This window comes from Pseudanabaena sp. CCNP1317 (assembly GCF_034931345.1).
Taxonomy (GTDB): Bacteria; Cyanobacteriota; Cyanobacteriia; order Pseudanabaenales; family Pseudanabaenaceae; genus Pseudanabaena; species Pseudanabaena galeata.
This window is the reverse complement of record NZ_JAYGIF010000057.1, coordinates 43,549-70,029: the sequence shown is the minus strand read 5'-3', so window position 1 is coordinate 70,029 and position 26,481 is coordinate 43,549. Positions and strand designations below refer to the sequence as shown.

23 protein-coding genes and 4 pseudogenes are annotated in these 26,481 nt (G+C 42.7%); 6 read left to right on the top strand and 21 right to left on the bottom strand.

What is annotated here, in order from left to right; genetic code table 11:
- Positions 1 to 98 precede the first annotated feature (98 nt).
- Positions 99 to 785: a M15 family metallopeptidase gene (locus VB775_RS11905; protein ID WP_281008828.1), complete on the top strand. Its 687-nt coding sequence runs from the start codon at positions 99 to 101 to the stop codon at positions 783 to 785.
- Positions 786 to 867: 82 nt separating this feature from the next.
- On the opposite strand, the gene aspS is transcribed toward VB775_RS11905, so the two are convergent.
- Together aspS and VB775_RS26470 are read right to left on the bottom strand one after the other, a co-directional pair.
- Entirely contained in the window at positions 868 to 2,661 is a 1,794-nt protein-coding gene (gene aspS / locus VB775_RS11900; protein WP_281009389.1) for an aspartate--tRNA ligase, read from the bottom strand.
- Between the two features lie 140 nt (positions 2,662 to 2,801).
- Positions 2,802 to 3,677: pseudogene (locus VB775_RS26470) on the bottom strand (Rpn family recombination-promoting nuclease/putative transposase).
- 100 nt (positions 3,678 to 3,777) lie between these two features.
- Here VB775_RS26470 and VB775_RS11885 point away from each other — a divergent pair.
- Positions 3,778 to 3,900, top strand: a complete 123-nt coding sequence (locus tag VB775_RS11885) for a hypothetical protein (protein WP_281008829.1) — start codon at positions 3,778 to 3,780, stop codon at positions 3,898 to 3,900.
- A gap of 117 nt (positions 3,901 to 4,017) precedes the next feature.
- Here VB775_RS11885 and VB775_RS11880 read toward each other — a convergent pair whose 3' ends face one another.
- The 11 genes and pseudogenes from VB775_RS11880 to VB775_RS11835 all read right to left on the bottom strand — a co-directional run bounded on the left by VB775_RS11880 (position 4,018) and on the right by VB775_RS11835 (position 12,875).
- Positions 4,018 to 4,338 (bottom strand): helix-turn-helix domain-containing protein, encoded by a 321-nt coding sequence (locus tag VB775_RS11880; protein ID WP_190575809.1) that lies wholly within the window; start codon positions 4,336 to 4,338, stop codon positions 4,018 to 4,020.
- Positions 4,335 to 4,679: pseudogene (locus tag VB775_RS26465) on the bottom strand (type II toxin-antitoxin system RelE/ParE family toxin). Before VB775_RS26465 ends, VB775_RS11880 begins: the two are co-directional and overlap by 4 nt.
- 194 nt (positions 4,680 to 4,873) lie before the next feature.
- On the bottom strand, positions 4,874 to 5,122 hold the full coding sequence (locus VB775_RS11875) for a DUF4926 domain-containing protein (protein ID WP_142656499.1): 249 nt from the start codon (positions 5,120 to 5,122) through the stop codon (positions 4,874 to 4,876).
- 72 nt (positions 5,123 to 5,194) lie between these two features.
- A pseudogene (locus VB775_RS26460) lies at positions 5,195 to 5,473 on the bottom strand (DUF6883 domain-containing protein).
- Between the two features lie 182 nt (positions 5,474 to 5,655).
- Positions 5,656 to 5,916, bottom strand: coding sequence for a Txe/YoeB family addiction module toxin (locus VB775_RS11865; protein WP_142656287.1), 261 nt, complete (start codon positions 5,914 to 5,916; stop codon positions 5,656 to 5,658).
- A complete protein-coding gene (locus VB775_RS11860; protein ID WP_281008831.1) occupies positions 5,916 to 6,134 on the bottom strand; it encodes a hypothetical protein in 219 nt (72 codons plus the stop codon). The genes VB775_RS11865 and VB775_RS11860 overlap by 1 nt, the downstream gene beginning before the upstream one ends.
- 252 nt (positions 6,135 to 6,386) lie before the next feature.
- A pseudogene (locus tag VB775_RS26455) lies at positions 6,387 to 6,676 on the bottom strand (hypothetical protein).
- Between the two features lies 1 nt (position 6,677).
- Positions 6,678 to 6,902, bottom strand: a complete 225-nt coding sequence (locus tag VB775_RS11850; protein WP_281008833.1) for a hypothetical protein — start codon at positions 6,900 to 6,902, stop codon at positions 6,678 to 6,680.
- A 542-nt stretch (positions 6,903 to 7,444) separates the two neighbouring features.
- Positions 7,445 to 9,391: a caspase, EACC1-associated type gene (locus tag VB775_RS11845; RefSeq protein WP_281008834.1), complete on the bottom strand. Its 1,947-nt coding sequence runs from the start codon at positions 9,389 to 9,391 to the stop codon at positions 7,445 to 7,447.
- Positions 9,384 to 9,782, bottom strand: coding sequence for a hypothetical protein (locus tag VB775_RS11840; RefSeq protein ID WP_281008835.1), 399 nt, complete (start codon positions 9,780 to 9,782; stop codon positions 9,384 to 9,386). Before VB775_RS11840 ends, VB775_RS11845 begins: the two co-directional genes overlap by 8 nt.
- Positions 9,783 to 9,929: 147 nt before the next feature.
- The gene (locus tag VB775_RS11835; protein ID WP_281008836.1) at positions 9,930 to 12,875 is read right to left on the bottom strand and encodes a cation-translocating P-type ATPase; all 2,946 of its coding nucleotides are present in this window, start codon (positions 12,873 to 12,875) and stop codon (positions 9,930 to 9,932) included.
- A 578-nt stretch (positions 12,876 to 13,453) separates the two neighbouring features.
- Between VB775_RS11835 and VB775_RS11830 the strand changes: the two genes are divergently transcribed.
- The 3 genes from VB775_RS11830 to VB775_RS11820 all read left to right on the top strand — a co-directional run bounded on the left by VB775_RS11830 (position 13,454) and on the right by VB775_RS11820 (position 16,229).
- Positions 13,454 to 14,995: a protein kinase domain-containing protein gene (locus VB775_RS11830; RefSeq protein WP_281008837.1), complete on the top strand. Its 1,542-nt coding sequence runs from the start codon at positions 13,454 to 13,456 to the stop codon at positions 14,993 to 14,995.
- A gap of 142 nt (positions 14,996 to 15,137) precedes the next feature.
- The gene (locus tag VB775_RS11825) at positions 15,138 to 15,731 is read left to right on the top strand and encodes a hypothetical protein (RefSeq protein WP_281008838.1); all 594 of its coding nucleotides are present in this window, start codon (positions 15,138 to 15,140) and stop codon (positions 15,729 to 15,731) included.
- Positions 15,732 to 16,052: 321 nt separating this feature from the next.
- Positions 16,053 to 16,229, top strand: coding sequence for a hypothetical protein (locus tag VB775_RS11820; RefSeq protein ID WP_323216797.1), 177 nt, complete (start codon positions 16,053 to 16,055; stop codon positions 16,227 to 16,229).
- 207 nt (positions 16,230 to 16,436) lie between these two features.
- Here the strand turns inward: VB775_RS11820 and VB775_RS11815 are convergent, their stop codons facing one another.
- The 3 genes from VB775_RS11815 to VB775_RS11805 all read right to left on the bottom strand — a co-directional run bounded on the left by VB775_RS11815 (position 16,437) and on the right by VB775_RS11805 (position 18,254).
- Positions 16,437 to 17,087, bottom strand: a complete 651-nt coding sequence (locus VB775_RS11815) for a glucosaminidase domain-containing protein (RefSeq protein ID WP_281008839.1) — start codon at positions 17,085 to 17,087, stop codon at positions 16,437 to 16,439.
- Between the two features lie 365 nt (positions 17,088 to 17,452).
- Positions 17,453 to 17,839 (bottom strand): hypothetical protein, encoded by a 387-nt coding sequence (locus VB775_RS11810; protein WP_281008840.1) that lies wholly within the window; start codon positions 17,837 to 17,839, stop codon positions 17,453 to 17,455.
- Between the two features lie 10 nt (positions 17,840 to 17,849).
- Complete coding sequence (locus tag VB775_RS11805; RefSeq protein ID WP_281008841.1) at positions 17,850 to 18,254, bottom strand: hypothetical protein; 405 nt, start codon at positions 18,252 to 18,254, stop codon at positions 17,850 to 17,852.
- Positions 18,255 to 19,136: 882 nt separating this feature from the next.
- Between VB775_RS11805 and VB775_RS11800 the strand changes: the two genes are divergently transcribed.
- Positions 19,137 to 21,263, top strand: coding sequence for an NB-ARC domain-containing protein (locus VB775_RS11800; protein WP_281008842.1), 2,127 nt, complete (start codon positions 19,137 to 19,139; stop codon positions 21,261 to 21,263).
- Positions 21,264 to 21,542: 279 nt separating this feature from the next.
- Here the strand turns inward: VB775_RS11800 and VB775_RS11795 are convergent, their stop codons facing one another.
- From VB775_RS11795 to VB775_RS11780, 5 genes are all read right to left on the bottom strand, one after another.
- The gene (locus VB775_RS11795; protein WP_281008843.1) at positions 21,543 to 22,478 is read right to left on the bottom strand and encodes an NAD-dependent epimerase/dehydratase family protein; all 936 of its coding nucleotides are present in this window, start codon (positions 22,476 to 22,478) and stop codon (positions 21,543 to 21,545) included.
- A gap of 86 nt (positions 22,479 to 22,564) precedes the next feature.
- The gene (locus VB775_RS11790) at positions 22,565 to 23,518 is read right to left on the bottom strand and encodes a type IV pilin-like G/H family protein (RefSeq protein ID WP_281008844.1); all 954 of its coding nucleotides are present in this window, start codon (positions 23,516 to 23,518) and stop codon (positions 22,565 to 22,567) included.
- A 95-nt stretch (positions 23,519 to 23,613) separates the two neighbouring features.
- Positions 23,614 to 25,452, bottom strand: coding sequence for a DNA repair protein RecN (recN, locus tag VB775_RS11785; protein ID WP_281008845.1), 1,839 nt, complete (start codon positions 25,450 to 25,452; stop codon positions 23,614 to 23,616).
- Positions 25,453 to 25,643: 191 nt separating this feature from the next.
- On the bottom strand, positions 25,644 to 26,054 hold the full coding sequence (locus VB775_RS26450) for an endonuclease domain-containing protein (protein WP_281009390.1): 411 nt from the start codon (positions 26,052 to 26,054) through the stop codon (positions 25,644 to 25,646).
- Between the two features lie 24 nt (positions 26,055 to 26,078).
- On the bottom strand, positions 26,079 to 26,450 hold the full coding sequence (locus tag VB775_RS11780) for a hypothetical protein (RefSeq protein WP_281008846.1): 372 nt from the start codon (positions 26,448 to 26,450) through the stop codon (positions 26,079 to 26,081).
- Between the last annotated feature and the right edge of the window lie 31 nt (positions 26,451 to 26,481).

Below are 26,481 nucleotides of genomic sequence, written 5' to 3'. Positions count from 1 at the left end.
AAAGATTTTGGTTCTATTTTTTTTAATTATGCCCAGCTACTTAGCTATTAGCCGTTAGCTTAATTTTTTCCTTTTTCCTTTTTCCTTTTTCCTTGTCCATGAAGCCCTATCAAAGCATCCCGATCGCTGAATGTGGTGAGCCTCTGGTAGCGATCGCCTCAAACATCATCACCATCGATCCCCATCCCTATATGTCATTGGGCGCACCCTATGGCGATCGCTCTCCTTTTTGGGTACGTCAGGGCATTTTAGAAAGATTGCAAAAATCCCAAGCCTATTTACAAACTATTCGCCCCCATTATCAAATTGCAATTTTTGATGCCTATCGCCCTATTCCTGTGCAGCAGTTTATGGTGGACTATAGCTTCGCGCAGTTAGCCGAAAGTAAGGGCTTAGAAGTTAATTCTCTTTCTGAAGAACAAAAAAACTCACTCATGGGGGAAGTGATGAAGTTTTGGGCAATTCCTAGCCATGATCCGAAAATGCCGCCGCCTCACAGTACGGGTGCAGCGATCGATGTGACTTTATTTGATGCCCAAGGGTTGGAAGTGAATTTGGGATCACCGATTGATGAAATTAGCGATCGCTCTTTACCTAATTATTTTGCAACTTCTAGTGATAAGCAAGAAATGGAATTTCATTGCGATCGCCAATTATTAAATGAAGTGATGAACCGTAGCGGATTAGTAAGACATCCGAATGAGTGGTGGCATTTCTCCTATGGCGATCAACTTTGGGCATGGATTAGTAATGAGAAAAGGGCAATTTATGGAGGAGTTGTATAGTTCACCCAAAAAATTGAAGGCGTTGCCAAGCAACGCCTTCAATTTTTTGTTGGGATTCGAGCGCAAAGCGCTGTAAAACACTTTAATTTTTAGCAGGCGGTAGTGACAGCTTAACATGTAGCTCTTTTAACTGCGAATCATCCACAGTTGATGGAGCATCAGTCAACAGATCGCGTGCTTGCTGTGTTTTCGGGAAGGCAATTACATCACGAATCGAGTCTGCACCAGCGATTAGCATCACTAATCGATCCAGCCCAAAGGCTAAACCACCGTGGGGAGGAGTGCCATATTCAAAGGCTTCCATAAGGAATCCAAACTTCTCCTTTGCCTGCTCATCGCTTAGCCCGATCGCCGCAAATACTTTCTCTTGAACTTCGCGCTTGTGAATCCGAATACTACCACCACCAATTTCTGTCCCATTGAGTACAAGGTCATAGGCTTGGGCGATCGTATTCACATCAATGGGTTGACCATCGGCAATATCTTCAGCACGAGGCGAGGTAAAGGGATGGTGCAGAGCTTCTAATCTTTTCTCATCAGCATTCCACTCAAACATCGGGAAGTCAGTGATCCAGACAAAATTGAGCTTGTCATGATCGATCAGTCCTAACTCATGACCGAGGGCTAAACGCAAACGGTAGAGAGATTCATTAACGATCGCCTTTTCACCAGCACCAAATAATAGGATCGTGCCTGCGGTTGCGCCTGTACACTCTAGCAGTTCCTTTTTAACTTCTTCAGTGATGCTATCCTTGAGAGCGCCGATGGTATCGATTACGCCACCTTCTCTCACACGGATAAAGGCTAATCCCTTCGCACCGTACTGAGCAACAAGGTTAGATAAATCTCCACCTGGCTTGATGCGGGTGTTAGAAATAGCTTCATCGCCACCAATGACAGGTAAGACTTTGATAATGCCACCATTGGCGACGGTGTTGGCAAATACTTTAAAGCCAGAATTGGCAAACAAATCAGTGACATTGACTAATTCCATGCCAAAACGCGTGTCAGGGCGATCGCATCCATAGCGATCCATTGAATCGGCATAGGTAAGACGTGGAAAATCGCCAAGTTCTACACCTTTAACGGTTTTAAAAATGTAGCGAATCAGATTCTCATTTAACTCAATGATTTCTTCCTGAGACATGAAACTCATTTCCATGTCCAGTTGCGTAAATTCAGGTTGGCGATCGGCGCGAAGATCTTCATCACGGAAACATCGGGCAATTTGATAATAGCGATCGCATCCGCCCACCATCAGCAATTGCTTAAATAGTTGAGGCGATTGCGGCAAAGCATACCATTGTCCAGCATTGACTCGGCTCGGCACAAGATAATCCCGCGCTCCTTCAGGAGTGGAACGACAAAGAATGGGAGTTTCCACTTCCATAAAGCCATATTCATCTTCAAGGAAGCGCCTGATCGATTTGACAACTTCAAAGCGCAACTTGAGATTATTGGCTAAGCGATCGCCCCGCATATCGAGATAACGATATTTCAGGCGCAATTCTTCTTTAATCGTGTCAGCTTCCGAAATCAAGAACGGCAGGGGCTTGCTGACAGCGTTCAATAATTCAATGGATTCAGCATAGATTTCGACTTCACCTGTGGCTAGTTTTGGATTAAGCGATTCGTCAGGACGCTTAGAAACTTTACCGATAATCCTGACCACATATTCATTTCGCATCTCACCTGCGAGGTTATAGGAGGCGGGAGTACGCTGAGGGTCGCTGACGATTTGGAGGATTCCTGTGCGATCGCGCAAATCTAAAAAGATCACACCACCATGATCCCGTCTGCGATCGATCCAACCGCACAAGCTAACTGTTTGTCCGATATGTTCGGCATTGAGGTGACCGCAATAGTTGCTACGCATCATGATGTTATTGGCGAAACTTTAGATAAAAAAGTGAAAATTGTAATTTTGACCATTTACTATCATAACTTGTAAAGGATTCAAAACTTAAAAAACTAAAATTAGCTCCATCAATTCTCATTAAATAACTGATTTCGCTTTCATCGAACTGACGTTAAATCAAACAAGACCTCACTCAAGGCATCTAATTTTTCTTGATCTAGCTGAGTTAACAGAACTTTAATTTCATCGGGTATGGTTCCTAGTTTGCGAGAAAGCTGTTTTAGCAAAAGCGATCGCATACCTTCTTCTCTTGTGGTTTCTATCACACCTTTCATGTCTCGATAGTACTTCAAGCTGTTTTCATAAGTATCTCTTTCCTCTTGAGAAAAGTTCGTTATCTGTGCGACTTCAAACAATTGAATAAATATATTTTCTTGCAAAGGCAAAGGTGGTTCTTCTAAGTCAGGGAGATGTTTGAGCAAAAATAGCCACTTATCAAAATGGTCATTTAATTGATTGATCGTTTTCTTGAACTTTGGTAATTCCACATAAATAAATTTCAGCTTTTCATAAAAAACCCTACAATCTTGATCTTTTAATTCAACGATATGTACGAAAGTATCATCATTTTTATCCTCATCAAAAACAAAATCTAAAATGCCGATGGTATAAACAGGCATAAGCTTGTAGTTCCAATCTCCTTTTTCTGCTTGTTCTTGGATGGGAAAAGAGGCGTAATAAATGCTGCGATCTTTAAATTAGTTATGTTTGGCTTTCTGCATTTCGACAATAAATTTTTCGCCTCTTTCGCTTTGGCAGTAAAGATCGAAGATGGCTTTACGATCGCTTGGGCTATTGCCAAGATTTTCGGTGCTGCGGTAGGTGAGATCTTTGACTCGATGTTGGGGTGGCAATATTACATTAAGGAAGTCAATCAATAGTTTTTTATTTGGCTCTGTTCAAAATAGTCGCTTGAAGCCAAAGTCTGTAAGTGGATTGATATAGCGATCGCCACTAAGTCGAGGATAAAACATGGTGTTTTGACTTAACTGAGATCTTGCACCATTCTAAAAAGGGGTTGCGAAAAGACGAGAGATGTGAAAAAAAGGGCGTAGTACTAATTTAAATAACGATATGGAAACCATCGTTAAGCACGCCCAAAGGCTAGTTTATAGTCTTCTTTGCTTAGTCGTAACTCGCAATCAAAAGGATTTTGGTAAAGTGCCAAATCTACAAGTAGAAAATTGGGCAGTTTAACAAATAAAAAATAAAAACGCGATCGCCCCCTCATTCCACAAATCAACGATCGCACCTCATCTCAAATCAAACAGCGATCGCTGCAATCACTGAGACATTTCTCAAAAGCAACAGATTTCACGATTCTTGATAATCACTGAGGAGAATCGGTTCTTTGTTAGGTACTCTAACGATAATTTCGATGGTTCCACCTAAAGCGTTTACTACTGCTCGAAGTGTATTGAGTTCTAGATTTTGTCTGCGTTCGAGCTTAGATATGGCTGGTTGTTGTACTTCAAGACGTTCGGCTAGTTCTGATTGAGATAAACCAAGCTTTTCACGCAGATGTCTAAGCGTGATTTCTTCAAGATGAATTTGAGAGGCTCTTGCTTCAATAAGTTCTTGACGCTCTCTTGGAAGTTTGTTTAATTCTTCGGATAGGGTTGTATATTGGGTCATTTGTTTTCTTCCTTCAGTATTTCCAGATATTTTCTGTACCGTTTATCTGCGATCGGAATATTTTCCTTGTACCAGCGTTTGTTTCCTGTTTTGTTGCCACCAACCAGCAACACGGCTTGGCGTTTAGGATCGAAGGCAAATAAAATACGTCAAGGCTCTCCTTGATATTGAATACGAAGTTCTTTCATATTCTGAAATGAAGATCCTTCAAGGGTATCAACTCGCGGTCTACCAAGTTTTGGTCAAAATTCTCCCAATACACTTAGCACCGCAAATGTTTCGTCTTGAAGCCCTTGTTCTTGTTGGTAAAACCAGATTTTAAAGTCTGGGTCGAATATGATATTTCATTTCATAGCTTCATTATATTCTATACATGGAATATTTTTAATATTTGTTTTGTAATGATCGCCTATTTCTATCAGACACACTAAATGTTCAAAGTGATCGCTCCAAATTTCATCTCAAAAAAACGATCGCAACTCATCTCACATCAAACTGTGATCGCCTCGGCTATGAAAAAACATTTAAACTCAGATCATGCTGTAACTAATTGAGGTTTTGGATTAGGTAATGCTGGCTCGAAACGGAGGATCATAAATTCTTCTGGAGTTAATCCTAGAGATTCGTATGTGCGACCATTGCGATCGCTAAATTCGACTTCAAAGGCTTGACCATTGGCAAGTATCTCAACAACTGTACCTACCTGTCCGCGCCATAAATTATCTTGGGGAAGATCGATGGTTAGAGCTACGACATCTAGAAGTTTTACTGAACTTGTTAACATATTTATCATCTCCAATGACTATAAAGGGTAGCAAGTCGTTAGTTTTGGAACATTTGAACTATGTTCAATAATCTATCCACTCCACAGGGTTGCATTTCTATTTTGCCATGTAATCTCAAAATCCACAGTATATCGTTGCCCAAATCTATCAGATCTGCCTAATTTAGCTTCATGGGTTTTGATAATATCTAGCAGAATCAGCCTTAATTCTTCAGCATTTTCTGCTTTCATGCCAAGGATTGAGGAAAAAAGTCTGGCTTTATGTTAACCGTCATCATGTTCTAGATTAAGACAGTAATCCCGTAATTTACGAATATCAACAATGGCGTTGTTGGCATAGGGAATTAGCATATTTAGCTATGACTGTAACAATCGTTTTTATTTTGCCATGTTTGATTGTTTTATAAAAGCGATCGCCACTTCACGCCATCAACCAATGATCGCCCCCTAATTCCACAAACCAGCGATCAAAACTCATCTCAAATCAAAAAGCGATCGCCTATTTTCTCAGACACGCTAAATGTTCACAATATTTATTCGTAATGACTCCACATCCGATAGATTTTGATCAATTTTTCTGATTCAAAGATTTCGTAAACTATCCTATGCTGTTTGTTGATGCGGCGACTGATTAGCCCTTTCATGTCTCCTTTTAAAAATTCATAATCTGGTGGATATTGTAATGGGTCTTCTTCAATTATTTTGATGAGTTGCAGAACTTTGGGTTTCAATCCACTGGAAGCAAGCTTTTTGGCATCCTTTTGAGCTTGCGTCATGAAAATTATTTTGTACATTACCAATCCAGCTTATCTAGAGTTATGCCTTGTTCAATGGGTTCAGTACGGGCTGAATTGATACTTTGAACCATTCCTTCAATTCCTCTAAGATATTCATCATCACTGATGTAATCGGATTGGTCTAAAATTTTAATTTCGTCTCTAGAGAAGCGATCGAGTAACCATAGGAATTTGTCGCTAACGCTATCATCAATTTGTAGGGTGATTGTCCGCATAAGTTAACTCCTAATTTCTCTGTATAAGTCGCTTGTATCTTGAGGTTTATACTTTGATATCTTATCATTTTTGCTTTGAGTCGCAGTAACGGCGATCGCAACTCATCTCAAATCAAACAACGATCGCCTATTTCCATCAGACACGCTAAATGTTCAAAGAGATCGCCCACTAATTCCACAAACCAACGATCTCAACTCATCTCAAATCAAACAGCGACTCAACCACAGACCAATGCTTTAAAAATTCTATCCCTAAACACTTTTAGCTTTAGGAGCTATTTCAAAAGCTAATTGAGAGCCATAGAAACATACATCAAATTCTTGAAAAAAGTTAATTCTTCCTAAAAGTAAAGGTATATTCTCGGCTTTTGTCCAAGCAAAAACTAATGAAGAACATTGACACTCGCTCCTGTATCTAATAAGCCTGATGTTGAAATGGAAGTATTTTGGAATGATAAGGTCAAGGGAAGATAGGGGACAAGGCTAGTTTCTCCCGCAGAGTTGGACTTTTCGACAAAGTTAAAGCGTTTTTTCAATGTCATTTTATTTTGCTTCTTTTTGTAGCAAATGTTGTTGCAACATATCAGTTAAAACTTTTTCTGCGGAAAAAGCATCGTATGGCGACCAAATTTCATAGGTTTTTCCATCTTCGAGAAGATCTGAGGGGTGTTCGTCTTTAGTTAGTTCTGTGGCTAAAAACTGGATGGCTTTAACTTTTTCAAAATGGGATAGCTTTTGTAGTGATGGCAAGATCTCTGTTAATGTCATAGAAATACAGGAGAAATATTAGTTAGATTATAGTGCGATATTTTATCAAGTCAAAAAATCGCCCACTAACACACAAAACAGCGATTGCCCCTTCTACAAACAACGATCGCAACTCACCTCAAATTAAACAGCGATCGCCTATTTTGTCACAAACACTAAATGTGGAAGAAATACAGCATTCTTGCAGGAATTTATGAATTCTCAGATCCTCTCGATTTGGGAATGCGTTTCAGCGCGTGTTTGAGAAGTTTTGCTTTAGCCCCCCTAGCCCCCCAATTCTGGGGGGAACCAGATTAAAGTCCCCCAGAATTGGGGGATTTAGGGGGCAGAAAAATTGGCTTAAGCCGAAAAACTTATATGCATTAACTTCTCAAACACGCTCTCAAGGAAAAAGGAAAATTTAAAATGGAAAAAGATATACAAATAAAATTTTTCCTTTTTCCTTTTTCCTTTTTCCTTGACAGGCGAATGGGGGGATAAAGAAGGGCTAAGAAAGAGAAGAAGTGCAAAGGGCTGAGGCAAAAGAACAGAGAAGGGAGTCCTCACCGCAAAACGCACACAACCCGAAAACCGACGTTGCTGCGCTGAACACGCGCATAGAAGTAGTAGCGATACGCAGACCGACAACCCTGAGCAGAGGTGTTCCACGAACCACCGCGAAGCAGGCGAGAACGATTATCATTCTCTTTTACGATAGCTTTACCAGTTTTCCGAATCAGGTCGCTTTCACCGCCATATTTTTCGTAACTGTCCTGACACCATTCCCAGACATTGCCGTGCATATCATATAACCCCCAAGCGTTTGGCTTTTTCTGCCCAACTGGATGAGTTTGGCATTCATTCTTACTTAGTACTTCTAGATATTTTGTCGCGTCCTGTTGGACTTCCTGCCATATGCGATCTGTGTCTAAAGGCTGCTTCCCACTGTTGTTACCAAACCACCCATATCCTCCTAGTTCTTTTTCGTCCTCTCCAAAATAATATCGAGTAGTTGTTCCTGCGCGACAGGCATATTCCCATTCTGCCTCGCTAGGCAATCTAAACTCTCGTTCCGTCTTCTGTGATAGCTTCTTACAAAACTCTTGGGCATCATCCCAAGAAACTGATTCCACAGGATTTTGTAAGTTGTTTTTGAATTTAGCAGGATTATTCCCCATAATTGCTTGCCACTGGGCTTGTGTGACTTCGTACTTCCCCATATAAAAAGCCGCAACATTCACATCCTTAATCTGCGGACGCTCATCTTCATAGCCATTTTCTTCAGGCGGCGAACCCATCATAAACTTGCCGCTAGGGATATAGACCATCTCTAGATTGATGCCATTGCCAATTTCAAACTTAAGGATAGGATCTGGCTGTTTTGGGGTAACTATTACAGGTTCGTCTTTAACTACAAATGACTTAGCAACTGCTGGCGTTTGCGGAGATGGTTCTACAGCAACAGTGATAAATCGTTGGTGAATAGAAATAACGTCTTCATCTCTCAAGCCCAAGATATCTTGCAAATCTTTAAGCTGTCCAAGTATTTTGTTAGACAGTGGCAAGCCTTGCTTAACTACTCTTTCAAGACTTTTTTGATAGCGAGCAAGATTTTTTAGTCGCTTACGATCTGGCTCTAAGACCTCATTCTCGATCGCAATAGCCACCTCATCTGACAAACCCCACCTCTCGCGCTGCACCTCCAAAATATCCTGACCCACAAAAGAGATCTCGCCATTCTCAGCATATCTCTCCACCAAACGGCGATACTCCAACTTCGCATCAACCCTTGCCCTAGCAAGACGAATCTTAATTCCCTGCCTAATCCCATAAATCTCAGGCTTCATCGCAGGCTTAGCCGACTGCACATGCCGCTTAGCATACTCATGTAACTCATCCGCCGAGATCATCCCATCACCATCAGACTCCGCCGCCCCCGACTCAATCCCCTGCACGATGTAGTTCGTATAGAGCGACAGTTCCCCCTCCTTATCCTCATAGGATTTTTGCGTCGAAGTCGAAGAAGTCAACACCACACTCCCCTCCACCTCAAGTTGTGGCTTCAAATTAATATCCGCACTCTTCGCCAGCCAACCCTCCGCAAACGCCCCACTATAGCAACAGTCCAAAATCAAAACATGCTGACGTTGATAGCCGCGATCGCGCATGATCCCCTGAATAAAACTCGCCGATACCGCCGTAGAGCGAAACGTGTCCTTACCCGTGCGGCGTGTTGCCAAATATAGGCGATCGCTATCATCCGTAATCCCATGCCCCGAAAAATAGAGCAACCCCAAATCACCTTTTTGACAACTTTGAAATAAGCGATCAATCGCCGTTTGCATTGCCTCCAAATCAGGATCGATTAGCGTCTTGACCTCATCAAAAGCCCCAAGCTCAGGACTTTGCAGCACGCGCAACATCGCCGCTACATCCTTTGGTGCAGCCGCAAGGGGTGGCAAACCCGCCTCATACTGACTTACGCCTATCAGTAGAGCCTTCTTAGCCATTAGCAACATCCCCACGCAGAGCCGATTGTATATCAATAGCCGCCTGTTTTGCTTGAGCGATCGCCTTTTCGCCAGTGCCTTTAATCGTCACTTCGCGATCGCCAATTTTCACATGCACCTCAATCGGCTTTTCCGCAAATTTCTCACCAACAAAACCAAAAAAGCTGATTACTTTGTCGAACTTAACCTCAGCCGTCAATGCTCCAACCAGTTTATCAATACCGCCTTTACTACCAACTTCAGAGCCAAGATCATCAGTGCGTTCTAGGCTCTCTGCATCACCCTGTTCTCGGAGTTGTTTCAATAATTTCTTAGTAAACTCTTGGCGTTCGTGGTCATCTAAACTGGGATCATCTAGCGCAAAAGTAACTTCAACTAAGGACTCGCTCACCGCAAAAGCTCCAAGAATAAATACTAAAAATAACTATAAACCGAAATCTTATTCTAAAAGGTAGAAATCCTCAAAATTTGTGGTCAAAAGTAATGTCTGTGGCGATCAACTTGTCAATTAGATTAAGGCGATCGCACTCTTTACAAATCATAGCGATCGCAAATGTTTCCGCCTTCTAGAACGTAGGAACAACTTGCGAAGCTCTTCTAACCCAATCAAGATTGGTGGACAGGCTAACAAAATTAACCAATGCCAATTAGTTAATGAGGCAGTTCCGAATACTTGTCTAAAGGGAGGGAAGTCGATAAAAGCGAAGAGAGCCATACATTCAACAGTGAGTCCTAACCAGATCAAACTATTACTTGACAAGGACTGACGGAATACGGAACCCCAAGACGAACGACAGGCGAATAAATTGCCCACTTGACAAGCGACGATCGCCGCTAAGGTCATAGTTGTCGCTTGGCGATAGATACCTGTCACCGTGGGATCGGCAGTATGATTGAGAATCATCGGAGTCACTTGTTGCAAATCTGCTAGCGAGTAGCCATAGCTCCACCAGACAATAAAGAATCCCAACATTGAGAGAACTGCCTCAATTACTCCTAGAAATAGATAGGCGCGAATTAGTAAGGGAACATTGAGCAGAAATTCCTGTTTAGGACGGGGTGGACGATCCATAATTCCTGCTTCGGGCGTTTCTGCTCCCAACGCGAGGGCAGGAACCATGTCCGTACCTAAATCCACCGCCAGAATTTGTAAAATCGTCAGCGCAGGCGGAATCTTAAAGGCAACCATTCCTAGAAATGGCACGATTTGTGGCACATTTGAGGCAAGTATATAGGTCATGAACTTGCGAATATTCTGATAAATTGCCCGACCCTGCTCGATCGCCACCACAATCGTCGCAAAGTTATCATCGGTTAATACAATATCCGCCGCTTCCCGCGCCACATCCGTACCATTTTGTCCCATCGCAATGCCAATATTTGCGGCTCGTAAGGCGGGAGCATCATTCACCCCATCCCCTGTCACCGCCACGATTTCACCAATATCTTTGTACGCTTGTACCAATCGCAATTTATGCTCAGGCGACATCCGCGCAAATACCAAACCAAAGCGATATTTCACCACCTGTTTTAGTTGTGCGTCCGAGAGATGTCCCATACCTTCACCCGTTACCACCCGCACTTTTTCGCTGACTAGTCCGATCTGACGAGCGATCGCTTCGGCGGTCAGTCCATAATCACCCGTCACCATTGTGACTTTGATCCCCGCTTGATGACATTGGGCGATCGCCTTCGGTACTTCGTCACGCGGTGGATCGAACATGGCAACTAATCCGATGAAGACCAGATCTTGCTCTAAATCCTGAGCCTTGAGATCGAGCAGTTCCTGTCCTCCCTGACGTGCCGCTAAACCTAACACCCGAAATCCTTGTCTTGCTAAGTCATCATTGGCTCGGACAACTTCATCCCAATAGTCATGGGTCAACTCCTGAGATTTGCCATCGCGTAAAATCCAATGACAATGTTTGAGAACTTCTAAGGGTGCGCCTTTGGTGAAAGCAAGATTAGGAGATGGACTTGACCATAGTTCTGAATCTTGCCAATGCAAAACCACGGTCATCATTAAGCGACGCGAATCAAAGGGAAGTTCTCGCAAGCGGGGATATTGCTTTTGTAACTCTTCTAAATTTAGTTCTGCTTTTCCTGCCGCGACTAAGAGAGCCGCCTCGGTGGGATCACCAATTTCTTGCCAACGACTCGGCGCATTGAGATGAACCAGACGGGCATTAGAGCAAAGCGCCGAACCAATTAGTAAAACCTTGGCTTTCCAAGCAGTTTCTGAATCAGGAGGAATATTTACCTTGCCATTGCTAGGATCGTAACCAGCACCTGTAACTTCAATTAGCCTGTTAGTCAGTACATCATTAGCATCATCAGGCTTGGGATTTGGATTGTCAGCTTGCGTTGGTTCTGTAGGTAGCCAGAGGTAGCGCACGGTCATTTCATTTTTAGTTAATGTGCCAGTCTTATCAGTGCAAATTACCGTAGTCGCACTCAGAGTCTCAACAGCCGAAAGCCGCCGCACAAGCGCATTACGTCGCGCCATTCTCTTTACGCCAAGGGCTAAAGCAAGGGTTACCGTCGGCAATAAACCTTCAGGGACATTAGCGACGATAATCCCGATCGCAAAAATAAAGCTCTCAGTCACATTCATCCCAATCAACAAGTAGCTAAGCGCAAATACAGTTGCTCCCATACCGAGGGCGATCGCCGTAATCAGCCTTACAATCCTTGCCACTTGGATTTCTAGCGTACTGGGTTCGCGCTTTACGACCGTAGTTAAATGCGCCACCTGTCCAAACTCAGTTTCGGAACCCGTCGCATAGACTACTGCCACAGCCCGACCTGCGGCTATGGTCGAACCTGCTAAAACAAGATTGGCGATTTCCGATGGATTTACCTTTTCTTGCATGGGTTGTTCGCCTTGACGCAGCATGGTTTTACCGCCACGAATGGAAACGGCTTCACGCAGTCTCACAGGATAAGGACTTCGAGCCACAGGCAAGGATTCGCCTGTCATCACGGAGACATCCAGATATAAACTTTCGGCAGAGATTAATCTGGCATCTGCGGAAATGCGATCGCCTTCTTCCAATTGCATGACATCGCCGCGCACCAGTTCTCTTGCAGGAATTTGCTTTAATTCTCCATCTCGATAAACTTTCACCTGCATCGGCAAGACTTTCTTCAATGCTGATAGTGCTTTCTCTGCTTGAAACTCTTGCCAAAAGCTGAATATCGCGTTAATCCAAATTACCGCCCAGACTGCCCAGCCCAATTCAGGGGTACGCGAAATAAAAGCAAGAATTCCTGCTACCCATAGCAACAGCGCCATAAAATGCGTTAATTGATCAGCAAACCTTAGCCACAATGGACGATGGGCAGGTTCAGGTAATTCGTTTGCACCAAATTTTTCTAGTCTCTGTTGGGCTTCGTTTTGGGATAGTCCATTGGCAGTAGTACCTAAAGATTGGTATACCTCTTCAAAGGACAAAGCCCATAGCGGTTGATGAAGTGATGCCATGCTCGTCTACTCCTGTAGTGAAGACTACACGCTGATAGTCTGGAATTGTTGGCATAGCTAAAAACTCAAACCCTTTGTAATGGGTTATTTATAAAGCTTAAAAAATATCCTTGAGTCTGCTTCAGCAGGACTTGAGCTTTTAGCCAAGAACTTGGCTTCTTAGTTTGGTTACCATGAACTAAATCTATCACTAGAAGCTTTCGCAAAATCTTAAGACTCTAAAACCCAAGAGAGAATGGCAGCACTTCGCGCTGCCTATTCTCTCTTGGGTTTAAATCGTGTTTCGCACGTCGCAAATGGCGAAAAATGGGAAGAATCGCTAAGCGATTCTTCCCATTTTTCGCTTTCGGCGAACTGACGTTAAAATAGTGAACGTGTTTTAAAGACCCTCTAACTTATAACTGGTGTTACGTGAAAGGAATTTTTGCGATGGCATAAGTCTAGGGCTTGCCCTGTGGCGCAGCCCCTACGAGATCTAAAATTTACAGGTAGGGGCAATCCCCCCGTGGTTGCCCTGTTATGCTAGCAGCAAGAGGTTCATCATCTGAGTTCTACGTAACATCAGTTATAATGCCAATATGTTAGGCAAGCTACTTGATCGCCGCTATCGCATTGTCAAAGAACTCGCTGAAGGAGGTTTCTCGCAAACTTACCTTGCGGAAGATACGCGCTTGCCCAAAAATCCCCAATGCGTCGTCAAACACCTTAATCCCACCATTGACGATCCTGTTTTTACTCAAAAGGCGCTAGAACTATTTAAAGCTGAAGCTGAAACATTACAAGAATTGGGAAAGCATGATCTCATTCCCCAACTTTACGCATATTTCCAAGAGAATAAAGAATTCTATCTCGTTCAAGAATTTATTGCAGGACATCCACTCAGTAAGGAAATGTCCCCAGGTAGTCAAATGGCTGAGGCGCGGGTTGCCCAAATTGTTAAAGAAGTTTTAGAAATATTGCAATTTGTCCATAAATACAATGTCATTCATCGAGATATTAAACCTAGCAACTTAATCCGTCGGCACAGTGATGGCAAGCTAGTGTTGATTGATTTTGGTACTGTCAAACAAGTACAAATGGAAGTTGCTAGCGCCCACCACAAAGCAAGGGTAACCTTACCCATTGGCACACCTGGATATATGTCCTACGAACAAGAGCGGGGTCAATCGGTATCCTGTAGTGATATCTATTCTTTGGGAATGGTGGCTCTACAAGCTCTCACAGGTAAACATCCTAGTCAATTTCCAAGAGATCGCGATTATGAGATTAACTGGCGGAGCTATGCCAAAGTCAGTCGTGAATTTGCCGCAGTTTTAGATCGGATGACCCGATGCAATCCTCGCGATCGCTATCAGACAGTTGATGAAGTCTTAAGGGATATGGCGAGACTGCCAAAATTAAGTACTGCTTCTCCCAGAATTACTGATGATAGGGATGAGGTTAAGCCAAATACTTGGTTATTACCATCAGCGATCGCTTTATTAGCATTAGCTGGCGGGACTTATTTGTTAATTACAGGATGGAATCCTTTTAAAAGCAATATCCTGCCGAGTAACACCCCTAGTCTTTCTATCTCCACACCTACCTCTGCACCGACGATCGCTCCCTCACCATCTGTTGTAGTTCCGCCTTCACCCATACCTATGCCCGATCGCAAAATTAGCTATGCTCAACTAAGCAGCTATCTCCAAGCAAAAAACTGGAAAGCTGCCGATCTCGAAACCTATCTATTGCTTCTTAAGGCTGCTGGCAGTCAATCTGATCGTGATGGGACATTTCACCCCGATGAATTTAATCGGATTAGTTGCGCGGATTTGGTTTTAGTCGATCAACTATGGACACAGGCAAGTAATGGCAAACAGGGATTAACGGCTCAGAAAAAGATTTACGAAGATTTTGCTAAAGATATTCGTAAAACATACGAAAATATTGGTTGGCTGAGTCCGACGGGTGAACTTGCGATCGATACAGCCTACGATCGCCAAACTGCGCGTTGGGAATATATCGAAGGTCGTCAACCTAATTTCAAGTCTCCGCCCGTTGGTCATCTGCCATTTTTACTACGCGATTCCAACAAAAACTTAGAGCGTATGGCTACGCTCTATCGATGCTCGTCTTAGTTCAAAACATAATATGACTACAAAACCCAAGAATTAGCGGCGCTTCGCGCCGCTAATTCTTGGGAAGAAAGTTTGTTTTTTAGTTCATAAAAGTGTCTTCACACTTTTATGAACTGGTGTAAACGCTAAACAGGATAAAAACATGAGATTAAATTCGTGTAAACTCTTTCTCTTGTCGATGATTGGTAGCTCTCTTAGCTCTATATTTTTGGCTCATCCTGCGATCGCTCAAGTTGCCGAAGTCCCTAGCCCTAAGCCCAATGGCGACTTTAGCACGGCTTTTCAACGTGGTAATCGAGGTTTCTATACGATTAATAAATGGTTAGTCGTGCAGTCAGCAGGATCTGGTGCAGAAGACTATGCCTTAAATTGTCGCTATACACCGAATGGACAGATTAGGTCGCAAATCCTCAGAGGAGCGATCATTACTGCGGTTTTTAAGGAACCTGTAAATTTAGGTCGCCCAGAGCCTCCTGATGCTGCCACTGATGCGATCGTTTTAGATAGCGAAGGTTCTCCTTGGCTGCGTGTTCAAGGGTCCCAGAATGAATTAGCCTATCCAGTCAAACCTGCAAGTTTTGAGCAATTAGGAGAATGCTACGTCAAAGCAAATTTGAAGTACATAGCTCCGATCAATCCCGAATCTGTGATTGCTTACAACAGAGAATCGCTTACATACTGTAAGAATCAGTCCTTGTATTGCCAACCTAAACTTTCAAAATGGCTATCGTTGTAAGCGATTAGCTTAGAGCTAGTTTGAGAAGTATCCTAGCTAGTAAGTAGCTATAGCAATGCAATAGATAGGACAAATCAAAACCCAAAAGATGAGTGGCGGCGCTACTTGTTTTTTGGGTATTACAGCGCTTTGCGCTCAAAACCCAACCAAAAAATTTTGTCTGTCACAGCTTTATAGCACTTTTCAAAATTTTTCTGGATTTTCACTCATAGCAAAGCGCTCTATGCTATTGTGACTATGGGAATAGGTAAAAAATTTAACCAATTTAACAAGTACCTGCTTGGAAGTAGTCTTTAGCGACTATATTCTTAAGCTCATGTTTTGTCTAAAAATTTCGTATGTCAGGGAATAGGCGCATCAGATTGCACAATCAAATATTTGAAGATCGAATTGAGCGATCGCCTTTTCTTTGCATATTTTAAAAATGCTTCATTATTCATGCTCCCCCATGAAAATGAAGCAGGTCGTAAGGCGCAGTTGTCCACCGCTACATACTGAGATATCTGTGCCTTGCTTTTGCTTTCGATATTACAGTGCTTTGCGCTGTAATATCCAATAAAAAAGGTCAGCGCTAGCGCTGACCTTTTTTAACGTCAGTTCGACGAAAGCGAAAAATGGTAAGAATTGCTAAGCGATTCTTACCATTTTTCGCCATTTGCGGCGTGCTTCGCACGCCGCAAATGGCTATATCGAACTCACGTTTTTTTATGTGAAGAATCCAGACAAATCATAGAGACGACGAAGAATAGCCATAATTTTTTTATCGTAATTGGTATCTTCCGCCCAACGTCCTGAAAGCTGACTTAGCAATGGCGCAGTACCACGTTTGACAAGACTAAACCTTGGATCAACTAGCGGCTGTACCAAGGGTTTGGTGGTGGCATAGGCTTTGAGATGTTGGATCTGCGCCCTGACCCCGATGCGCCGATCGCTAAAGCTATCACCTCTAACGCCATTACCGATCGCCCCTATACCAGCAAAATTATTTTGTTCAGGTTTAACATCCCCACCAAATTGGAGGAACCCAGTTTCTAAACACATCTGACAAAATGCGATGTCATAGTTAACGCCCTCGATCGCGGCTTCTTCACGATAGATTGCGGGTAAGTCACCATAGAGATTTAAAGGCGCTTTATTGAGCCTTAGAAGTCGTAAAAGTTGAACTTCGGAGGTACTACCATCGCCCATGATCCGATCCATGCTACCCGTGAGGACACGGGAACATAATTTTTCGCGACTAGATGCTTGGGTATTTACTAAAGCATTTTGGGCTTGAACAGAATTTTGACCGAGACGATCCAACGTAAATAATGCGATCGCCCCAGCCCCAAATTGAAGAAACTGCTTTCTTCTCATAACTGTTCTGTTTTATCTAAATTAATAGTTGATCTTGTTGTAAGTAGCTCACCATAATTACAACCTAAAACCAGAAGCTGTCCCGCCCGCTACGCAGGCGGGACAGCTTTCTAGGTTTTTAGTTTACTTATGCCTAGCTACTTAATAAACGTTAAGTAAATTTTGTGGTTTTTGACAAGGGGGATTTGACGGATATTGAGTTCTGGGGTCATTGCAACTGCGCGGGTCTTGGGAGTAGGCTGATGCACTGGAAATAAATGGCATTAACAAAGCGGAAACGGAAAGAACAGACAGTAAAAACTTCATGGTTTTAACCTTGGTTGTAAATGAGTTAACTATGATAAAAAACTAAATATCTAAAGAATTTAACAGGCTTTTTGCTTGAGGAAATTCGGTATATCAAGCCCAGCTTGATTAGTAGCCTGCGAATTGCCTGTGTAGAGAAGGCTTTCAGAAACAGCAGAGATTATTTCTGGGTCTTGAGTTGAGACTTTAGCTAAGTCCAGAAACAAGCTCTCGATCATCTGCATTGACTCAATGACGCGATGCTTGATCTTGATGCGATCGGTGGCTGACCAAAAGGATTGAGACTCGTCAATCGAACAGTCCGTCATCAATAGCTCAATCTCATCTAGTAAATGATTTAGAGGGCGATCGCAGTTTTGCTGTAGATCATCTTCAGGCTGCTGCACCAACCGAGGCTGAAAATGATGGGTATAGATGGGCGGCGTGGGGAAAGCATCACTTTGCATATGTCCTCCCTTATCGCTGTGTTACTAAGTGAGGATAAACATGATGCGTGCAGCGATCGGCTCTTTCAGCCAAATGCTTAGATAGGTGCATCTGGGGGTAGGGCAAATCTGCTAGCACCTCTAAAATGCGGCAAAAATCTCGCTGTTGCCTTCTACCATTGAGGAACTGCGGCATTTCCGATGAATTAGAGTTTTTTTGCAAGTATTGGCGCAAATTGGCGATCGCATTCCAAAAGCTACACATTTCCTCATAGGTACAAGCCAGTAAAAACGCTTCGATTTCATGCAGTAGCTGCGAAAAGCGATCGGCAATACTGGGTCGAATCGCAAACTGTGATCTTAGGGGCGATCTTTCGCTTGGGTGACTCGGTATTAATCTAAGGTGACGTTGGGGCAAATGATGGGGTGCGCTCATGTTTCAAGGCCTCTGTTTGTGAGGTTATATGAGGAAAAGTCGTTTTTTGTCGGAAAACATTATTTCCCTATTGCTATATGCACTTACCAGTGATACAAGAGTTAAATATTCTTTATGTGAGGATAAGTGAGTTTAGCGGTCACAGGTTGATTGAAGTTGTATAAATCAACTGCAATAGCCCTTGTTGACAAACACAATACAGTTCAAATTTCAATTTGCACACCAGAAAAAATAGTATTTTTTGTCAGTAAATACATGAATAAAGCCCAGAATACTAATTAGTAAGATTCTGAATTCTTTGTATTTATCTAATACAAAAATAGTTCACTACTTAATAAGTAGTTTAGAAGTTGTATTTGTATTAGCCTGAAAAAATAATTTTCATTTAAAAGTCGCCAATCAAGTCGCTAGTATGTTGTAAAAAGTCAAAACAAGATCTTTAAATATTTTGTTTGTAAAAACAAGATTTTAAGATAAATTTGTCTGCGAGTATGGATTAGCCAATACCTACAAGGCTCTATTTATGTAGATATATCAGAAAAGACAAGAAAAAATTGGTGCATATCCAAGCCAATGTCAGACTAAATCAGGATTTAGGAAAAAGCTGGATAAATCCATTGCAAATACAAAAATATATGTTATTTATCTAACGTGAAAAAACAAGAATATGTTGATTTAATTATCTGCAATTGCTGTAATTAGTCATTATAAAAATGTGGCTCATTAAATTGCTAGATAAATTTAGATCACAAGTAGATCGCAAGACAAATTCAAACAAATGTAAAACATTTATTTGAATTCTAAAGTTTGAATTCTAAAGTTAATCCAACTTTTGCATTACTAATCCGATACCGAGACATTAAATTGAGAGGAGTTACGACCATGACTACGATGACTATTGAAGACGCGATCGCAATTGTTGATACAGCCCTACAGCACAAGCGCTTGAGTAATATTCAGGAGCAAGTATTTCGCCAAACATGGGATGGCAAGACTTATGCTGAGATTGCGGAGACTTGCGGATACGATTCTTCTTATATTCGTGACGTGGGTTATCGTCTGTGGAAAATCTTGTCCGATGGCTTGGGAGAACGGGTGACTAAGCACAATCTTCAAGTCGTAGTGCGGACTCAAGCCAAGAATTTTCAGGTTAAGGCAACTCAACAGGAGTCAAATCAGACGAGCGCTCACAATCCTCACAACCCTTTGAGTCTCGTCAATCCTCACAATCCTGAGTCGATTGCTACCGAACTAAATACCAAGCGCTGTGACTGGGGCAATGCGATTGATACTTCAATTTTTTATGGTCGTACCGAAGAACTTAGCAGGGTCAAAAGTTGGGTGATTGACGATCGCTGCCGACTTTTAGGGGTATTCGGTATGGGTGGTATTGGTAAAACCGCTTTTGCCACAAAGCTTGCTGAACAGGTGCAGTCAGAATTTACATTAATTGCTTGGAAATCCCTACGCAATGCGCCCACTGTAGAAACAATGCTTGCCGAATTGGTCAGCTTTTTGACCAACCAAGCGATCGCTACTTTGCCCCAAGATTTAAACAGTCTCTTGGGTATGTTCATTCCTGCCTTGAAGCAATCACGCTGCTTGATCGTGTTGGACAATGTGGAATCAATCCTACGCAGTGGCGAAACCACAGGACAATATAGTGAAGGTTATGAAGGCTATGGCGAATTATTCCGTCAAGTTGGTGAAGTACGTCATCAAAGTTGCTTGATTTTGACTAGTCGCGAAAAACCCCATGATGTATTGCCTCCCGATAGCAGCGATCTCATGGTACGTTCTCTGCAATTAACAGGGCTAAAGGAAGAAGCGCGGCAAATGTTTCAGCCAGAATTGGCGATCGCCCCTGCAACTCGTAAATTGATCGATTTCTACTGTGGAAATCCTCTTGCCCTGACAGTGGTATCACGTTCGATTAACAGCATGTTCGATGGTGACATCCAAGAATTTCTCGATCAAGATGCCAATGTGTTTGGCGATATTCGTTATCTCCTCGATCAACAATATGGTCGCCTTTCAGAACGCGAGCAACAGGTCATGTATTGGCTAGCGATCGAGCGCGAACCCATCACCACCGACAATCTACGTCAAGACATCGTGCCAATGGTTTCCAAATCCCAAATTTTGGAATCAGTGATTTCTCTACGCTGGCGATCTCTAATTGAGAAGAATGCCAATAGCTTCACGCAGCAGCCTGTGGTAATGGAATATATGACCGATCGCTTGATCGATATGGCTTACAACGCGGCGATCGAGCGTAGTCCTGAATTCTTGATGAGCTATGCCCTCGTTCAACATCGCGCCGAAGACTATATTCGCGAAACTCAGATTCGTTATATTTTGCAACCTCTGACCAATCGCCTCTTGGCGCACTATGGCAGTGTCGATACTTTACAACGTGAATTGCATAGCTTACTTGAGACTTTGCGCGATCACCAAACAGCGATCGGCTATGCCCAAGGCAATATCATGAATCTCCTGCGGGCTTCGCAAACCGATCTCACTAAAAGCTTTTGTCGTTTCCCTGAAAGGGTGACAGAGCATTCTGATCTACAAATTTTAGGGAGATTGCTCGAAAGCGATCGCGCTGGCGGACTTGCCACATGGGATCACCGCATTCCTTGGGCAAATAATCCCCTCGCTCAACAGACTTCCGAATCCAAAACCCAGATCCGCAGCAAAAATCTCTACTACCAATGGACAGAAGGTTCTCTCGAACAGTTGCAACAGGAACTGAAGCAACAACCCAAATTCCGCAAGAAATATCATGCTTGGTTAAATGAGACAGAATTTGCAGCGATCGATGCTGATTTTGAAGCCGTAAAAATTACCGACACGCTCAATCAACCCGTTGATGCCAGATTGGTTTTCATTAATGAGGTCAACATTGTTGAGCCTCCTGTCGGACTGCCAACACCTAGCGATCGCCGCGCCCAAGCCAGAAAACAAAAGCAAGATTTGCGAGCCAATCGCTCTAAGCGACTCGGCTAAATAAAAAAGCTTCCTTTTGGGAAGCTTTTTTATTTACTGGTGTTACGTGGAAGGAATTCCTGCGATCATCAAGGTTGGGGGCTGGCACGGGGGCACAGCCCCTACAGTTTCTAAAATTGTACAGGTAGGGGGAATTCCTGCGATCATCAAGGTTGGGGGCTGGCACGGGGGCACAGCCCCTACAGTTTCTAAAATTGTACAGGTAGGGGCAATGCCCCCGTGCTTGCCCTGTCACGCTAGCAGTAGAAGATTCATCATCTGCGTTCCACGTAACATCAGTTATTTAACCTCTTTAAGTAAATTTGCTAGACGGGGATACTTAGAAACTAGACCGAAAGTTTCGGGAGAAACAACATCATAGGTGAAGTGACGCTGGGCAATGCAGAAACGATCCCACTCAGCAACTTCAATGCGGAATAGTTTGATCACCGTATCCACTAGCCACGGAGTTAATTCAAACTGCCAGCCCACTTTTAAGTTCAAATGTTCGCAGAATTGTGTAATTAAATCCTGTACAGTTAAACGCTGCATTCCTAAAACCAGACGGGCGGGGGATGTGGGTACTGAGGTAGCCGTGAGCAAATGTGTAACGATTTGAGCGATATCGATCGCATGGACAAAATGGAAACTACCGTCTGTTTTTAAAAATCTCGCATAGGGTACATATTTGAGAATGTCTTTGAGTCCCTTGGAAAGATGGGAATAGGGCTTATCCGCAGCACCACCAAAAACAAGAGTAGGAAAAACAGTAATTAGGCGATCGCGAATAATTGAATTTTCTAGAGTCTCTAGACAAGAGTGTTTGGAAGCGATGTAAGCTGTGCCAATTTCCCCTGCTTCGTGAATAATTTGATTATGAGAATCGAGAATGCTAGCGGTGGAGAAATAGATCGCCCGTTCGCATACCTGTGGATCGAGCATTGAAAACAGTTCAATGGTTTTATCGCGATTAACGATAAAGGCTTCTTCCCCACCCCAACCTGCGGCTGTACTCACCACAAATTCCATTGTCCGCAGCAAGTCTTTATGATTACCGATATTCTGCATTGAATCTTCGATTACATGTACATTCGGGCGATCGCTGAGGCTGATTTGTAATTTGCGGCGATCGCGTACTAGCAGATATAGCTCATAGTCAGTTTTTGCTAAGAGTTCTTCAATCAAATAATGTCCAACACAACCACTCGCACCTGTAATAAAAACTTTTTTTGGCATTCTCTTAATAGCTCTTAGATTTTAATAATGGATAATCAAGTCATTGCTAAGCAATGACTTGATTGCTGACTTGATTGCTGACTTGATTACTGTCGTGAAAGATTGATATATCCTTCAGGACAAGTTGGGTCAGAAGATAGTTTAAATTTGGGAGGCATTCTACGGGTTGGCTTTAGACTTTCACAGATGAGGGAGAGAGAAATATCCTCATTCATTTCAGATGACTTTGTGATGTAAACTAAGCCAGTATAGGATTTTAAATTATCTACTTTAGCCAAAGCCGTTGTTTGCACGGCTTTTTTGTTATCCAAAACCACAATTTGATATTTGTAGTTTTCGGATTCAGACCCGATTCCTAAACCTAGATCCTTCAGTTTGTTAGTAAAGTACTCTTTTTCTAAAAAGAACGCTTGATGACCTCGATTTATAGCTCCAATATATGTCTCGCCTTCCCTTTGCATTGCAAGCGATGCGGGAGAAACTGAACTTGGGAATTCGATGTTTGCATCAAGTTTGGAGTCAGTAGAAATGCGAGTTAGTCGAAACATATTCGGCATCAGCACAGTACCGACAATATTAGGTAAATTACCTAAAGAGCTTGCATACTGCATTGCCGCAGGTACAATTAATTGCTGGATAATTAGTTGCCCTTTCGAGTTAAACGAAAAAGTTGTTCGGGAACCAAAACTACCCTGAAAAACATCTAGATATGTCTGTCCATCCAAAGAATTAATTTGATATTCAGATGCAACTCCGATCTTTCTAGTCGGATGAATCAGATAAAGCTTGCCGTCAGGCGTAAATACCATAGTGAGAGGCTCTGATTCATTGTTTGGCTCTGTTAGTCGCCATGTGCCAAACAATTTCTGGGCTTCAGCAGGTAGCTCGACTGGCTCAGCCGCGAGCGCCTGACTGAGGGGAGCTAAACTATCACGGGGCATAGCCAATAATGCAGTATTTACACCAATAGCGATCGCGAGAGTGATCATTAATTGATTCAGCCAGCGATGGGATGAGATTTTAAAGAGAAGATATTGCATAAGTACTAATTATATCTACAGTAGGGCATAAGAAATGGCATAGCCATTTCTTAATTTAATATAAATTCACCAAAGTGAACCAACACTTTCGTGAATTAGAAATCAAACCGAGTAAGGGGTTTAGCTTTGATCGCAGCAGCCTGCTCCAGCAAGGACTCAGCAAAAGCGATCGCCTGAGACACCGTATTACTAACGCCCTCCTTATCAATATTTTTTCCTTTTTCCTTTTTCCTTTTTCCTTCCTTCCCTTCCTTCCCTTCCTCAACATTCATTCCCGAAGCAATCTGCGCTAGCTCCTGTTTCCGTTCTTCCAATTCTAATAGACGAATTTGTACTTGAGTCCGATCGCCGATTACCTGTTTGCTGACATGGAAATGCCGATCAGCGATCGCGGCGATTAATGGCTGGTGAGTCACGCAAAGGACTTGAGAACTGCGGCTCAGTTGCCAGAGTTGCGTCGCGATCGCTTGGGCGACGCGACCTGATACTCCTGCATCAATTTCATCAAATACCATTGTGCCGACATTCGCATGATTAAATTCTGTAGATGCTGTTTGAGATTCTTGGGTTTTCTGCTTCACAAAACAGGTTTTCAGCGCTAATAAAAATCGACTCATTTCTCCTCCTGAAGCTGTTTCTGCAAGAGGTTGTAGAGGCTCACCAAGATTGGGGCTGAACTCAAAGACTATGCGATCGCCGCCTAATGCGTTGGGTTCACTCGGATAAATCCCGACCTGAAATCGAACTTTTTCCATCGCTAGCATTTTCAAAGCATCGATTTGCACTTGTTCGAGAGCGATCGCCGTTTGCCGACGTAATTCTGTCAATTTTTTACAAGCTTTCAGTAAGGATTGCAAATCAGCCGCCGCTTTACGTTCCAGATCTTCAATAGAAATACTTTGATCGGTGAGTTCAGCAAGTTCAAGTTGAAGCTTTTCGGTATAGGCGATCGCTTCGGGAAGCGTGCCATATTTACGACAGATTTGCTTGATTTGATTAATTCGTTGTTCGATCGCTTCCAATTGTTCAGGGTCAGATTCCAGACGATTGGCATAATTGTTGATCTGTCTCCCTGCTTCTTCGACTTGAGCAAGGGCGCTAGAAACTAATTCGAGAATGCCCTCAGCTTCATGATCGAGCGTGACCATTTCCGTAAGAATCGATTCTGCTTGTCCTAACAAATCCGCGCAAGCATTACCACTGTCATTCTGATAGAGCGCTTCATACACGGCATAGCCCTGCTTTTGTAATTCCACACTATGGGCTAGCCGATTGCGATCGCTTTCGAGATTTTCCAATTCATCGGGATCGTCTAAATTCGCCGCCTCTAGTTCCTTAAGCTGATAACGCAACATGTCCAAATGCTGCAACCGATTGCGTTCATTTTGCTGACGATCAAATAGGGCTTTACGCGATCGCTCCTTTGCTTCAAATAGTTTCGCGACTTTTTGCCTTTGCAATAACAAAGCCTGATTAAAAGCTTGATCGCCAAAACTATCTAGCCATTCCCTCTGTTGAGCAGCTTGACTCAGTAAAATCGTCTGACCTTGGGCTGTAATCTCGACAAGGCGATCGCGCAATTCTTGAATCTGTTGCTTATTTACAACCACGCCATTAATGCGGGTGCGATTGCTCTTTGCTGTAATTTCACGGCTACAAATCAGCGTTTCGGCATCAATTGCATCAATTTCTTGAATCTCTAGCCACTGGGCGATCGCCTCATTAGTCGAAAAAGTTGCTTCGATATTGGCGCGATCTGCTCCAGTTCGTAGCATTCTCGCTGATACTTTGCCTCCAAGAGCAGCATCTAGAGCATCGAGGACAATTGATTTACCTGCTCCTGTTTCACCTGTGAGAATATTTAGCCCTGCATATAGCTCAAGCTCTAAGCGATCGATCAGGGCAAAATTTTCAATTTTGAGACTTAGGAGCATAATTCTAGTCTTCGTTATCCACAGCTGTATCGTCAGAATCTGTTAATTCGTCGCTGGTGGGTAGATATTGACGATCTATTTGTAGCATCAGCTAACCCCAAATGTGTCTTGCTATCTGATTGTTATTATATCGTGATATCTAGGTTAGGATCGGCGGAATAATGATCGCCTATCCTAACCTAAGTATGCACCTAAAATAGACTCAACTGTTCCGAACCATCTAAACCAATTTTGCGGGGCATTCTTTTTTTATCATCTTTTAATCCACCTAGATTTTTGATATTTTCTAGAATTGTAGGAATGCAATATTCCGTCATTTCTTCTTTGACATGTTGAGAATTGAAACGGATAGTTCGCCAACCAACAGTCTCAAGATCGTTATCCCTAAGATTATCTTCCGCTATACGTTCTCTGACTGAGTGCCAAGTATCACCATCTGTCTCTGCATCTATTTTTCCTTTTTCACAGTAAATTGCAAAGTCCAGGAGATAAGTTTTATTCTTAACTTTCTCTTCCTGTTGGCGCTCGGCCTCTATGGAATAACGCTTTAATTCAGCCCAAAGCTTATCTTCTAACGGACTTTCATCCCATAAATCGTTAATTTCGACTGCATTTATAAGCTTTTCTCAAGTTGTAGAAATGAACAATATACGTCTGAGCCTACGGCTATAGATTGGCTGCGGTAGTTTTTCCATAGACTGTATATCTATTTTGTAATAACGCTTCTGACTTTTTTGATTTTGTGATTCATCAGGGAAAAGCTCGTATCTGAAAACCTGACGAATAGACTTTATGGAAGCATAATAATTGACAGCAAAAGCCTCATCACCAAAAACCTTTGGTTGATAAAAGGCTAACCATTTCGGTTCCCACACATCGCGTTGTTTAAGGCGTTCTACTTGATCGATAGGAATTCGATACCAGTATTGCTCACGAGCAATTTTCATGTCAGATTTTGTTGGAATAATTGCTACAAGTACCTCGCCGCGCTTTGCCATTTTTTCTAAACCTATTCCTAAGTGTCAATAA

Excerpts from the sequence above, each read along its gene's own strand:
- VB775_RS11905 (WP_281008828.1), top strand. The coding sequence starts at position 99 with ATGAAGCCCTATCAAAGCATCCCGATCGCTGAATGTGGTGAGCCTCTG.
- aspS (WP_281009389.1), bottom strand. The coding sequence starts at position 2,661 with ATGCGTAGCAACTATTGCGGTCACCTCAATGCCGAACATATCGGACAA.
- VB775_RS11885 (WP_281008829.1), top strand. The coding sequence starts at position 3,778 with ATGGAAACCATCGTTAAGCACGCCCAAAGGCTAGTTTATAGTCTTCTT.
- VB775_RS11880 (WP_190575809.1), bottom strand. The coding sequence starts at position 4,338 with ATGACCCAATATACAACCCTATCCGAAGAATTAAACAAACTTCCAAGA.
- VB775_RS11875 (WP_142656499.1), bottom strand. The coding sequence starts at position 5,122 with ATGTTAACAAGTTCAGTAAAACTTCTAGATGTCGTAGCTCTAACCATC.
- VB775_RS11865 (WP_142656287.1), bottom strand. The coding sequence starts at position 5,916 with ATGTACAAAATAATTTTCATGACGCAAGCTCAAAAGGATGCCAAAAAG.
- VB775_RS11860 (WP_281008831.1), bottom strand. The coding sequence starts at position 6,134 with ATGCGGACAATCACCCTACAAATTGATGATAGCGTTAGCGACAAATTC.
- VB775_RS11850 (WP_281008833.1), bottom strand. The coding sequence starts at position 6,902 with ATGACATTAACAGAGATCTTGCCATCACTACAAAAGCTATCCCATTTT.
- VB775_RS11845 (WP_281008834.1), bottom strand. The coding sequence starts at position 9,391 with ATGGCTAAGAAGGCTCTACTGATAGGCGTAAGTCAGTATGAGGCGGGT.
- VB775_RS11835 (WP_281008836.1), bottom strand. The coding sequence starts at position 12,875 with ATGGCATCACTTCATCAACCGCTATGGGCTTTGTCCTTTGAAGAGGTA.
- VB775_RS11830 (WP_281008837.1), top strand. The coding sequence starts at position 13,454 with ATGTTAGGCAAGCTACTTGATCGCCGCTATCGCATTGTCAAAGAACTC.
- VB775_RS11825 (WP_281008838.1), top strand. The coding sequence starts at position 15,138 with ATGAGATTAAATTCGTGTAAACTCTTTCTCTTGTCGATGATTGGTAGC.
- VB775_RS11815 (WP_281008839.1), bottom strand. The coding sequence starts at position 17,087 with ATGAGAAGAAAGCAGTTTCTTCAATTTGGGGCTGGGGCGATCGCATTA.
- VB775_RS11810 (WP_281008840.1), bottom strand. The coding sequence starts at position 17,839 with ATGCAAAGTGATGCTTTCCCCACGCCGCCCATCTATACCCATCATTTT.
- VB775_RS11805 (WP_281008841.1), bottom strand. The coding sequence starts at position 18,254 with ATGAGCGCACCCCATCATTTGCCCCAACGTCACCTTAGATTAATACCG.
- VB775_RS11800 (WP_281008842.1), top strand. The coding sequence starts at position 19,137 with ATGACTACGATGACTATTGAAGACGCGATCGCAATTGTTGATACAGCC.
- VB775_RS11795 (WP_281008843.1), bottom strand. The coding sequence starts at position 22,478 with ATGCCAAAAAAAGTTTTTATTACAGGTGCGAGTGGTTGTGTTGGACAT.
- VB775_RS11790 (WP_281008844.1), bottom strand. The coding sequence starts at position 23,518 with ATGCAATATCTTCTCTTTAAAATCTCATCCCATCGCTGGCTGAATCAA.
- recN (WP_281008845.1), bottom strand. The coding sequence starts at position 25,452 with ATGCTCCTAAGTCTCAAAATTGAAAATTTTGCCCTGATCGATCGCTTA.
- VB775_RS11780 (WP_281008846.1), bottom strand. The coding sequence starts at position 26,450 with ATGGCAAAGCGCGGCGAGGTACTTGTAGCAATTATTCCAACAAAATCT.